The sequence below is a fragment of the uncultured Methanobrevibacter sp. genome, assembly GCF_902771435.1.
GTDB lineage: Archaea > Methanobacteriota > Methanobacteria > Methanobacteriales > Methanobacteriaceae > Methanocatella.
In genome coordinates this window covers 1-11,708 of sequence record NZ_CACXXB010000042.1, presented here as the reverse complement: position 1 = coordinate 11,708, position 11,708 = coordinate 1, and the positions used below count along the sequence as shown (strand labels likewise).

The 11,708-nt window shown below is 32.3% G+C and carries 10 protein-coding genes and 2 pseudogenes; 7 read left to right on the top strand and 5 right to left on the bottom strand.

The features are described from left to right. Positions 1-516 (top strand): ABC transporter ATP-binding protein (locus tag QZU83_RS09235; protein WP_295611670.1); only part of this gene is annotated, 516 nt, incomplete at its 5' end. A gap of 39 nt (positions 517-555) precedes the next feature. On the opposite strand, the gene thiD is transcribed toward QZU83_RS09235, so the two are convergent. The 3 genes and pseudogenes from thiD to proS form a co-directional block, all read right to left on the bottom strand. After that, the gene (thiD, locus tag QZU83_RS09230) at positions 556-1,290 is read right to left on the bottom strand and encodes a bifunctional hydroxymethylpyrimidine kinase/phosphomethylpyrimidine kinase (protein WP_295611668.1); all 735 of its coding nucleotides are present in this window, start codon (positions 1,288-1,290) and stop codon (positions 556-558) included. Beyond that, positions 1,291-1,954, bottom strand: a pseudogene (gene cofC / locus QZU83_RS09225) (2-phospho-L-lactate guanylyltransferase). A 7-nt stretch (positions 1,955-1,961) separates the two neighbouring features. Then, a pseudogene (proS, locus tag QZU83_RS09215) lies at positions 1,962-3,270 on the bottom strand (proline--tRNA ligase). A gap of 165 nt (positions 3,271-3,435) precedes the next feature. Here proS and QZU83_RS09210 point away from each other — a divergent pair. From QZU83_RS09210 to QZU83_RS09195, 4 genes are read left to right on the top strand one after another with little or no spacing between them, the layout of a single operon-like run. Further along, positions 3,436-4,479 (top strand): NAD(P)-dependent glycerol-1-phosphate dehydrogenase, encoded by a 1,044-nt coding sequence (locus QZU83_RS09210; protein ID WP_295611661.1) that lies wholly within the window; start codon positions 3,436-3,438, stop codon positions 4,477-4,479. Then, positions 4,480-4,917: a UPF0179 family protein gene (locus tag QZU83_RS09205; RefSeq protein WP_292881743.1), complete on the top strand. Its 438-nt coding sequence runs from the start codon at positions 4,480-4,482 to the stop codon at positions 4,915-4,917. Beyond that, the gene (gene rpiA, locus QZU83_RS09200) at positions 4,918-5,604 is read left to right on the top strand and encodes a ribose-5-phosphate isomerase RpiA (protein WP_295611658.1); all 687 of its coding nucleotides are present in this window, start codon (positions 4,918-4,920) and stop codon (positions 5,602-5,604) included. A gap of 8 nt (positions 5,605-5,612) precedes the next feature. Beyond that, positions 5,613-5,837, top strand: a complete 225-nt coding sequence (locus tag QZU83_RS09195) for a hypothetical protein (RefSeq protein ID WP_292605534.1) — start codon at positions 5,613-5,615, stop codon at positions 5,835-5,837. 98 nt (positions 5,838-5,935) lie between these two features. On the opposite strand, the gene QZU83_RS09190 is transcribed toward QZU83_RS09195, so the two are convergent. After that, a complete protein-coding gene (locus QZU83_RS09190; RefSeq protein WP_295611655.1) occupies positions 5,936-8,893 on the bottom strand; it encodes a NosD domain-containing protein in 2,958 nt (985 codons plus the stop codon). Between the two features lie 424 nt (positions 8,894-9,317). On the opposite strand from QZU83_RS09190, the gene QZU83_RS09185 reads away from it, so the two are divergent. Then, on the top strand, positions 9,318-10,970 hold the full coding sequence (locus tag QZU83_RS09185; protein ID WP_295611652.1) for a right-handed parallel beta-helix repeat-containing protein: 1,653 nt from the start codon (positions 9,318-9,320) through the stop codon (positions 10,968-10,970). Positions 10,971-11,031: 61 nt separating this feature from the next. Continuing rightward, on the top strand, positions 11,032-11,436 hold the full coding sequence (locus QZU83_RS09180) for a secondary thiamine-phosphate synthase enzyme YjbQ (protein WP_292881731.1): 405 nt from the start codon (positions 11,032-11,034) through the stop codon (positions 11,434-11,436). 158 nt (positions 11,437-11,594) lie between these two features. Here QZU83_RS09180 and QZU83_RS09175 read toward each other — a convergent pair. Further along, a partial coding sequence (locus QZU83_RS09175; RefSeq protein WP_295611672.1) for a hypothetical protein occupies positions 11,595-11,708 on the bottom strand: 114 nt, incomplete at its 5' end.

Sequence of the window (11,708 nt, the reverse complement as noted above, 5' to 3'; positions counted from 1 at the left end):
GTAATTTTCCAACAATATTCACTATTTCCTTGGTTAACTGTCCTTCAAAATGTAACTTTTGGTTTGGAAATGACAAAAAAGGGAAGCAAGGAAGAAAATATTGCAGCTGCTGAGAGATACTTGACAAGTGTTGGTTTAATTGACTTTAAGGATAGCTATCCACATGAACTTTCAGGTGGTATGAAGCAAAGGGTTGCAATTATTAGATCTTTGCTTAATCATTCACCAATCTTACTTATGGATGAGCCATTTTCTGCATTGGATATGCAAAATAGACATAAGCTTCAAGAACAACTGATTGGGGTTTGGAAAAGATTTGAAAATACAATTGTTTTTGTTACTCACGATGTTGATGAAGCAGTATATCTTGCAGATAAAATTGTCATTATGGATAAAAATCCTGGTAAAATTGCAAATATCATAGATGTAGATATTGAAAGACCGAGAAAAAGAGAATCTAAAGAATTTATAGCTCTTCAAGAGTCTATTGTCGAAAATTTAGATATGGGAGACTAGCTTTTCAGCTATATCTCAGTTAATTCTTTTTTTTTAACATTATATTTTAGCTATTAAAGTTCCGTAATTTCCATTTTTTATCCCTTCATAGACATAATCGAGGGATTTTAAAATACTTGTTTTTAAATCATTATCTTTTGCCAAATATGCAACAATTGCTGATGATAAATTACAGCCTGTTCCATGCAAATTATCTGTTTCTATTAATTCCTGCTTTTCAATCATGATTTCGCCATTGATGCTGATGGTGTTTATTCCATCCAGATGTCCTCCTGTAATGAGACTGTCACAAACTATTTTTTCACAGGCTTTAATAGCATCTTCCTTCGAATTAATTTTTAAGCCGGTTAACTTTTCGGCTTCGGCAATATTTGGTGTTGTTAAAATGGAGTTTGGAAGCAGATATTTGTTCAATGCCTTTGCAATGTCTTGTTGAGTTAAGTCTCCGCCGGATGTTGCAACCATGACTGGATCTACCACTGCCTTTAAGTCATATTCCTTGATTTTTTTAGAAACCAATTTGATTATTTCCGGGGAATATAACATTCCTGTTTTTATAAATTCGACATCATATGAATCCATTACTGCATCAATTTGCTCAGTAATGTAGTCTTCACTGACAGGCAATGTTGAAAAGAATTTATAGGGATTTTGTGCGGTTAGAGCTGTTACGATGCCGGTTCCATAAACACCAATTGCCTGAAATGTCTTTAAATCTGCAAAAACACCTGCTCCGGCAGAAGGGTCAACACCGGCTATGCTCATTACAATCATCTAATCAGCTCTTGTAACTTTAATTCTTTCACTTCCACGGAAAGGCTCAAACTGCACTTTCAACTCTTTTAGATATTTTCTGGTATGGGTTTTTTCACCGTGAATCATGATTTCACCCAAATCTTCTGCAGTATTGACATCCAAAGCCATGAATAGTGAATCATGAACTTGGGGGTTTAGTTTTTTCCTTTCTGCAGCATTGACATGCTCTTTATAGCTGAACCCTTCAAAATGAGTGTGAATAGCCATAGGCTTCATAATCATCATATTTGTCCCTCCACCTTTAGATGGGACAATAATGAAATCTAGACTTTTTGATGCTTCAATTAACATGGCAATGTTTGTTTTTCCTATCAATGGGATGTCTGATGGAACAATTATGACCTTTCGGGTTTTACCTTTGCAGAATTTCATTGCCTGTGTTAATGCTTTGTTTAGATTGGAATTTTCATTTTCAAGAATAGTATCCAATTTAAGGCTTTTAGCGTAAGTGAGGACGTCTTCATCTCTGCTGATTATGAAAATTTTATCGACATATCTTTTTAGGGCATCGGTTACATCCTGAAGCATTACTTTCAGGAGTTTTTCCCTTTCTTCTTCTGATAAAAAAGGTTTTTGCATTTTTGAATTTGCTTACTGGAATTATTGCATAAATATTGTCCATATTATCACTAGTAAGTTTTAGCTATTAAAGCAATGTATTTTGCATCATTGTCGCTGGCTATACATTTGCCTTCAGATATTTCTTCTTGAATTCCTAAAATGTCATAGCCTGTTTTTTCTTCGATTTCCTTACCTATGGCTTCATCTCCACACCAGTAGAATTTGACTACATTTCCAGCTTCAACAAGCTCTGAAATTTCGTCTATGTTTTCTGTGAATTTGACATGTTCGGCTTGGAAATCCCATGCGATTTCTGAAAGGTTTCCTTGTGATTTATTTAACAATTCAATGACATTATCTGCCAATGCATCATCCAATGGAATTTCTATTTTTTCTTCCTCATCCCTTCTCATGGCTATAGTAATGTTGTTTTTTAACTCTAATGCCTTCAGCTTCCAATTGTTCCTTTATTTCAGCACATTTTGCAAGAACTTCCTCTTTTCCTTTCTTAAATAAAATTGGGATTATTGTAACTTGGTTCGGTGATACTTTTGGTGGTAAGCGTAAACCTTTGTCATCTCCGTGAATTCCAATAACTGATGCGATTACCCTATCTGATAATCCTGCACATGTTTGATAGACGAGTTTGTGTTGACCGTCTTTATCTTCAAAGGTAATGTCAAATGTTTTTGCAAAAGTTTGACCTAAATTGTGGATTGTACCAATTTGTAATGTTTTTCCGTTTGGCATTATTACATCAAATGCCATAGTGTAGTCTGCTCCTGGGAATTTGTCCCATTCAGGTCTTTTAGAAATTAAATATGGAAGACCCAAATCATCAAAGAATTCTTTGTAAATTTCAATAAAGTCTTGGATTTGTTCATCAGATTCATCTTTAGTTGCATGTGCAGTATGGGCTTCTTTAAATGTTGTAATTTCTCTTACACGAATCAATGGTCTTGTGTGTTTTGTTTCGTATCTAAATGTATTTACGATTTGATACATTTTGATTGGAAGGTCAATATGTGTTCTAATCCATAATGAATACATCGGATAAATTGCTGTTTCGCTTGTAGGTCTTAAGGCTAAATGTTCATTTAAATCAGTTTGCCCTCCTTTTGTAACCCAATATACTTCATCTTCAAATCCTTTTACGTGAATTCCTTCTTTTGCAAGTTCGGTTTCAGGTACAAGCATTGGGAATAATACTTCTTCGTGGTCCTTATCCAATAATTTTTTTATAATGTTCATGGAGTGTTTTCTTATTTGAAAACCGTATGGCATCCATACTGCCATTCCTTTAATAGGATATCTTGAATCAGTAATATTTGCATTTTCTAAAATATCATGAAACCATTCATCAAAATTTTCCACCATATCACCTAATAAATTTTTATAATATTAAATAATCTATTTTTAATAAGTATTAAATTTATTTAATGATGAAGTTTCATGTAGTGGTTGTGACATTTTTTCATAAGAAAGTTATTTATAATTACTTTTTACATATATATTAATGTATAATTTATTTTAGGAGATATTATGAGCAATAGGAAAATACAAATGCCTCGTGAAGTTTACATTGATCCGGGTATTATAAAAGACACTGGAGAAATTTGTAAGTCTTTGCATTTGGATAAAAAGATTTTAATCGTTACAGGCAATCATACATATGAAGCAGGTGCAAAACCTGCAATAGAAAGCCTTGAAAAAGCAGGCATTGAATGGGATGTTATTAAAGTCAACAATGCAACATACGATTCAATAGCCGAAGTTGAAGAATTGATTACTTCAGACACTGCTGTTTTAGGCATTGGTGGGGGAAAAATAATCGATGTAGCCAAGCTATCTTCACATAATCAGGGTGTTTATTTTGTTTCCATGCCAACAACAGCTTCACACGATGGTATTGTATCTCCTTTAGCTTCAATTAAAGACCCTAATACTTCAACATCTGCTAAAGCACAGTCTCCAATAGCTGTAATTGCCGATACTGAGATTATTGCACAATCCCCATTCAGACTGCTGTCTGCAGGATGTGCTGATTTGATTGCAAATTTTACAGCCATTAAAGATTGGGAATTGGCTCATAGGCTAAAAAATGAACCTATCAGTGAATCAGCAGCTGCACTGTCAATCATGTCGGCGCATTTAATCACGGATAATGTGGCCAATATAAAGCCAAATCTTGAGGCAAGTGCAAGAATAGTCATGAAATCATTGTTCAGTGGTGGAATGGCTATCAGCATTGCAGGTTCATCACGTCCGGCCAGTGGATCAGAACATCTGTTCTCACATGCATTGGATAAGATTTTGGATAAGCCTGCATTGCACGGTGAGCAATGTGGTATTGGAACTATTCTGATGATGTATCTTCATGGGGGAGATTGGAAGGCAATAAAAGATACACTTAAAGCTGTACAAGCACCAACAACCGCCCAGGAAGTGGGAATATCAGAAGAAGACATAATTGAGGCATTGGTGATGGCTCATAAAATCAGGCCTGAAAGATATACTATTTTAGGTGATAATGGAATTTCAAAAGAAGCAGCATATGAATTGGCTTATAAAACAGAGGTGATTTAGATGATTACATTGATAGGAAAAGATTTAGCAAAAAAAGGGCAGGAATTTGTTTTTCTAGGTCCGGCTGATGAGTGTGAAAACTGTAGGTTTAAATCATCTTGCGTTGGAAACCTGGAATTAAACAGGAAATATGTTGTAGTGGATGTTAAGGACAGCGAACAGAAATGTCCAATTCATGCAGAAGGGGTTGTTATTCCTGTTGAAATAGATTTTGCCAAAATAGACTTATTGACTACTTCAAAAAACATTTTTGAAGGATCAACATTTACTTATAATGCTCATGATTGTGATGAGAAATGTGATTTTCATGATTTGTGTTTCCCTGATGGACTGCAGGAAAATGACAAATGTATTGTTTTAGAAAACAATGGAAAACATAAAGAAGAATGTAAAAAAGGTTATAAACTTAATAATCTTACTTTGGGGTTTGTGATTTAAATGAAAAGCGCTAGCAGTAATGATTCTAGTAAGAAAAATGCAGGTTATAAGGCTGCTGAATATGTTAAGGATGGTATGGTTTTAGGACTTGGTACAGGTTCAACAACACATTACTTTATAGAAAAAGTGGGTATGAGAATTAAAGATGAAGGAATCAACGTAAAAGGAATTCCAACATCATTTCAATCATTATTAATAGCCAAACAATGGAATATTCCAATCACTACTTTGGAAGAAAACGACATTGACTTGTCAGTGGACGGTGCTGATGAAGTGGATAGTGAATTCAACTTAATTAAAGGTGGAGGAGCGGCACATACTAAAGAAAAGATTGTAGATTATACTGCAAAGAAATTCATTGTTATTGTCGATGAATCAAAATGTGTTGAAGAGTTAGGCACATTCCCTGTTCCTGTTGAGGTATTGCCTGATGCATCCCGTATGGTCATAAAGGAACTTGAAGATATGGGTGCCAAATGTGAAATAAGAATGGCTCAAAGAAAAGACGGTCCAGTAATAACCGACAATGGTAATTTTGTCATTGATGCCAAATTTGAGAAAATCGAATCACCTGAACATATGGAAATTGACTTGAATACAATTCCGGGTGTTGTTGAAAATGGAATTTTCTCACAAATGGTAGATAAGGTTATTGTTGGAACTCCAAAAGGAACTAAAGAATTATAGGTGATGATGTGCCTGGTCCGTTTGGTGGAATGCCATTATATGATTTTAAGGATTTGTTGTATAAGCTAGCTATTTTGTTTGGAGCATTGCTTGTAATCTATGGTGTTTTGTGGCTTTTGGCAGAATTGCATATAATTCCAGGAATAATATTTGCAGTATTTCCTCAAATTGTTTTAATTCTGATTGGAATATTCATAATGTATGTTGCTTTTTCCAAAAGAAAATCATACTGATTTGAATTTTTAAAAGGGAGCATTAAATCTCTCTTATTGATTTTTATTTTTGATTTTGACTAAAAAAAGAAAATTAAAAGAGATTATGGGAAATCTCTTTATTTGATTGTTATTTTTGCTTTAACTGTTTTTCCGGTAAAGTATTTGTTGCCTGCAAATTTAACTGTAGCAGTGTGTTTGCCTTTTTTAGTTAATTTGGTAATTTTAAATGTAGCTTTACCTTTTGCAGTGGTGGTTGCTTTATAGGTTTTGCCTTTAACTTTGAGAGTAACTTTTAATTTTGATATTGCTTTACCAGATTTGGATTTTAAGGTTACAGTGTATTTTTTAGTTTTTGTTTTAGCCTTGAAAGTCTTTTTGGATGCAGTTAATTTGGATGCTTCTTTTGTGACTTTGATGGCTGCAGTTTTTGTAGCTGCTGCATATTCGTCATCACCAGCAAATTTAACGGTAGCTTTTAAAGAACCTGTTTTTGTTGCTTTAAGGGTAACAGTAGCTACTCCTTTTGAATTGGTTATTGTTTTGTAGGTTTTGCCGTTAAATGTAACTGTGATATCTTTATCAGCTAAAGTTTTACCGTTTGCATCTTTAAGAGTTATTTGGTATTTGCTGCCTTTTTCAATAGCTTGTAAGTAGAATGTTTTTCCACTAGCTGTTATTGCAGTTGCAGTTCTGTCATCTTTAACAGTGATTAGAGCTTCGGCATTGCCTGCTTTGTTGTAATAATCACTTGAAGTATGTACATTGGCACTATAATTTCCAGGAGTTAAAGTTAAGTTAATAGAAGCAACACCATTTGAATCAGTCACAACAGAATATTCTTCACCATTGAGGCTAATTGTTGTTGGTTTGTTAGCTATTGCTTTACCTTTGTTGTCTTTTAAAGTAATTTCAAATGTACCTTTCTTGTATCCTACAGCCACATCATTTGCGGTTAAGTTTACAGCTTGTGAATCTTTATAAGTTCCAATTACCTTTTCTGAAGATTGGTATCTGGTTTCACCTTGAACTATGAAGTATTCAAAAGTAGGTGGGAATGGTAATTTATCAGGTTTGTATGTATTTGGACCTACAGTTACATTGAAGTATCCGTCACCAAGCAAGATAGCTATTCTGCTTCCACTTAAAGTGTTGTTAAATATGTATTCGTTTCCTGATCCGTAACAAGTAATTGAACTAATTTTTGAGTTTAAAATGGTATTTTCATATACTTTGTGTCCTGAAGAATGTAAAAGATAAATGCCTTCTTTTGCACCGGAAACGGTATTATTGAATACGGTAACATTAAATCCATTAGCCTTGAATCTCACATCGATTCCATGATTTTTAGCATTAGTTACAGTATTATTTGCAACTATGGAGAATTGTGATCCAAAGCAGATAATTCCTGTTGTATATTGGTTTGATACTTTGTTGTTTGTTATTATTGAGTTAGGACAACCATTTTTTTGGAATCCTACAAATAATCCCCATGATGCTCCATCAATGTCACATTCGGTAATGGTGAGGTTTTTGCTGTTTTCTGCAAAGATACATGCAGTTTTGTATTCTTCACCATTTGGATTGGAATAATTTGGATAATTGCTAATTAAATTTAAATTACTTATTACAACATTGGTGTTGTTGATGGAATATATGATTGCGGAGTAAAGTAATGCATTGTATGTGCTTGGTAATCCTATAGAATTGATTATTTCTTTGTTTGTATTGTTTAATCCTTTTAAAGTTGCATTATTACCAATAATCTTTATGTTTTTATTAATGTAAATGCAAATGTCTTCAAATACTGCATCTTTCTCAAAAATTATTGTATCTCCATTTTCCATTCCGTTAATTGCAGTTTGGATTTGGGAATTTGTCATTCCTGCAGAAATTGTCACATTTTTACCGGTTGGTTTTAAAATTGTATCATAATCAACAACAATTGGTTTTGGTGTTTCGATTCCTTTATATTCAGTATAAGTTATATTTGTTAGTCCACTGTCTGTGTAGGTACCCATCATAGCAGATGTACTTGCATAATCTCCCTTTGCTTCAGCAACATAAAATACAAATGATGGTGGCATTGGTAAATTATCTAATTTCCATTCGTTTTCACCAATGGTAATGTTGTTATATCCTGTGTAAGCACCTCCAACAGGTTGTCCTCCACCTAAAAGAACTCCAATTCTTGAATTTAATAATTTATTATTGTTTATAGTTATATGGCTAGCACCACAACATGTAATTGAGCTTAAACTACAATTTCTTATTATATTTCCAGTTACTACATGTTTTGCTGAATGTAATAAATAAATACCTTCTTTAGCACCAATCACAGTATTGTTTAAAACTTTAACATTTGGTCCAATGCCATGTCTCACATCAATTCCGTGGTTTTTGGCATTGGTTACTGTGTTATTTCTAATTATTGTTCTAGGGGACTGGAAGTTGAATATTCCAGTAATTAATTGATTTTGAACTTTATTGTTTTCTATAATTCCGTCAGCACAATTTTGGAACCAAATACCCCAGGAACATCCAGTAATGCTGGTGTTTGAAATTGTTGTATGGTTTGAGAAATAATTATATATTACACAATTGCTGTATCTGGAGTCTGCTCCGTTATCAGTTCCACTATTTGCCCCTGCGACAAGTTTCATGTCTTTTATGACTAAACCATCAGTTTTGAGAATGTATAATGTTGCAAGATTTGTAATTGCGTAACCACCTTCTGTGGTTTTGTTCATGATTATTTCAGGAGTGGTATTTGCAGATGGTCTGTCATATCCATATAATGTAGATCCATTCCCGTTTATTGTAATGCTTTTGTTTACATAAATACAGATGTCCTTATATTCTCCCTGTTGGAAATTTAAAGTATCTCCATCATTTAAACTATTTATTTTTGTTTGAATTTGATCATTAGTATCGGTAGTTTCAATTGTAACTTCTGTACTTGATAGCTTTTCGCTATTTCCTATAGTATCAGTTAAATTTTCAGCTGATACTATGGTTGTACTTAAAAATACAATTAATACTAACATTAATGCTAATATTAAACATTTTTTATCCATATTTTCATCTCTAAATTAATTATATTCAATCACTTATACCAATAAATTTCATCGATAAGTAATTAGTTATATATTGATTTTTATATTATTTAAATGAAAATGTCTCAAATATTTAATATAACATTGTTAATCAAATCTAATGGGTGTAATTTGATTTATATCGGTAGGATTTTCCAATATAATGCTGTTATATAGGTTAGATTTATATAGATTTGACTTCAAAAATATACTCGTTAATCAATATTATGTATATGGTATAATTTTTTATTTTATAAAATTTTATTAACTTATATAATTTGATTATAAAAATAAAGATTGGGAAGTTTTTAATATGGACAAAAAAGTGTTAATTCTTTTTTTATTATCTCTATTATTCTTATTATTAGTTTCTTCAGTTAGTGCAACTAATATCTATGGGAACAATATGACACTTCTTTCTGATAGTGGTGATAATTATGAAACTATTACTGCTGATTTGTCAAATGAAGATATCCAATCAAAATTTGATAATGCAAAAGAGGGAGATACTTTTGAATTTACAGATAAGGAATATAATGATATTTCTTTGGTTGTAAATAAAAAATTAAATATTGTTTCAAAAAATGATAGTGTTGTATATACTTCTGGTAAATTAACTGATAAAGCTAAGAATTTAAGATTGGATAAAACTTTCGGATTTTATTTCACATCAAAATCAGCAGGAAGTGTATTGTCTGGAATAACGATTGTTGCTTCAAATAGTGATTGTGGAGTTATTGTGGATAATGCAAAAAATGTTGTGGTTAAAGATAATAGGATTGTTGGTGGAAAAAACTGTATTTTAGTAAAAAATTCTGATAAAATTGTTGTTTCAGGCAATGATATCCTAAAAGCCAGTCAAAATGGTTTGCGGCTTCAGGATGTAAAAAATACATTAGTATATGATAATTCGATTTCATATAACAAATGGTCTGGAATTGAAACTTCAAATATTTATTATTGCAATATTACCAACAATACAATTCATCATAATAACTTAAATGGTATTTCAACCTTCAACAAGTCTTCCCATACATTAATTGCAAGAAATAATGTTTATGAAAATACTAATGGTGTCTATATCAACTCAACATCCACTAATGATGTTGTTAAAACAAATTCATTAACAAATAATAGAAAAGACCCACGTTCAAGCATGGGTGGATTTGAAACGGGTAACGGACTTTTGTTAGGTTCAGGATTCAAAAGTTCTGGAAGCACCATACTTAAAGTTGAGTATAACTATTTGGCACATAATGAATTTTACCAGGCTAAAAATTATTGGGAAAATGAAAACTTTGAATTGGGTCAAAACTGGTATGATTCAAATGATCCCTCAAATACTTTTGTATGTCCAAGGCTTTTAGCATCTTTAATGAATTTGGATACTTTATCCATTAGTAACACTCTATCTCTTCAATTAAGGGACTCTTCAGGTAGGGCTGTAAATGAATTTGCAACTTTTCAAACAAATGTTGAAGTTGATGGGAATAGGTACACTGTTACGGTTAATGATGGGCAAGCAACAGTTGTTAAAGATTTGGACCCTACTGTTGACCATAATGTAAAGGTAGAAATTGGCGGTCAGTATTATAACTATGATTATCATGCTTCAGGTGATAAAGGCCAATCAACAGATTCAAAGTCATCAACATCAAATGATAATGAAAAAGGGTCTCAAAATAATAATGGAAATGAAGGAACTTCTGATGTAAATGGAAACTCCAATTATCAGGGTAATTCCCATGGTGGTAACTCTTCAGGTTCACATGTGGCAAATTCACTAAACTCAGGTAACTATGGAACAAACAGTTCAGACATTCCATCTCAAGACACTTCTGATAATGGACAGGATGCATTATCTAATGGTGATTTGAACTCCGGAGATACTGGTAATGGCGAAGCTTCTAAGGAAGGTAAAGCATTTGAGATTGTTCCTCCAGTAACCACTTCAAAAGAACTTACAAACACTTCTGGCCTTATAGTGATGTGCATATTATCCATAATGGGATTGTTGATTTATGGATATAGGGGTAAATTCGATAAAGATGAATATTAATAAACATTTTCTTTTCTTTTTTTCTTTAATTTATTAATAAGTTTAATTAAATTATATATTGATGATAGTCAAATCTTATTCTTTAAAAATCAATACTAATAAAAGCTTTGAAATTATTGATATCACTTCACAAATTAATAATCTGATTGATATTGATGAAGGAATCATCTCAATTTTTTCAAAACACTCTACATCAGCCATTGTGGTTAATGAAAATGAATCTGGTCTTTTAAATGATTTGGAATTCACATTAGATAATTTAATTGATGATAAATTTTCATACAAGCATGATAAAATCGATAATAATGCAAAATCACATTTGAAATCATTTTTACTTTCATCAAGCGAATCATTACCAATAAAAAATTCAAAATTGGATTTAGGTACTTGGCAATCTGTTTTTTTCATTGAATTAGATGGACCAAGAAGTGGAAGAACAGTAACTTTGACGATGGTTGGTGAATAATTGCAGAAATGGACAATAATTTTGATAGTTGTAATTGTACTATTGCTGATTTTTATCGCTGTTTTCAGTAATTATGATGCCTCACCCGCTGTGAATAATTACTCTGAAATTGAAACGCAAATGAGAAAATTATGGTATTAAAAAAAGAATTTTAGAATTCATTTATTGATGAATTCTATTTCAAATGCAATTACAGGATACTCGAGGGTAAAGTTAGTTATTACTTCAGGGGAAACTTCACCAAAGAATCCTTTGATTGTACCTTTTTGAGC

Bases quoted from the DNA above. Each gene is read 5' to 3' on its own strand.
- QZU83_RS09185 (WP_295611652.1), top strand. From the start codon at position 9,318: ATGACACTTCTTTCTGATAGTGGTGATAATTATGAAACTATTACTGCT.
- QZU83_RS09205 (WP_292881743.1), top strand. From the start codon at position 4,480: ATGATTACATTGATAGGAAAAGATTTAGCAAAAAAAGGGCAGGAATTT.
- QZU83_RS09210 (WP_295611661.1), top strand. From the start codon at position 3,436: ATGAGCAATAGGAAAATACAAATGCCTCGTGAAGTTTACATTGATCCG.
- rpiA (WP_295611658.1), top strand. From the start codon at position 4,918: ATGAAAAGCGCTAGCAGTAATGATTCTAGTAAGAAAAATGCAGGTTAT.
- QZU83_RS09190 (WP_295611655.1), bottom strand. From the start codon at position 8,893: ATGGATAAAAAATGTTTAATATTAGCATTAATGTTAGTATTAATTGTA.
- QZU83_RS09180 (WP_292881731.1), top strand. From the start codon at position 11,032: ATGATAGTCAAATCTTATTCTTTAAAAATCAATACTAATAAAAGCTTT.
- thiD (WP_295611668.1), bottom strand. From the start codon at position 1,290: ATGATTGTAATGAGCATAGCCGGTGTTGACCCTTCTGCCGGAGCAGGT.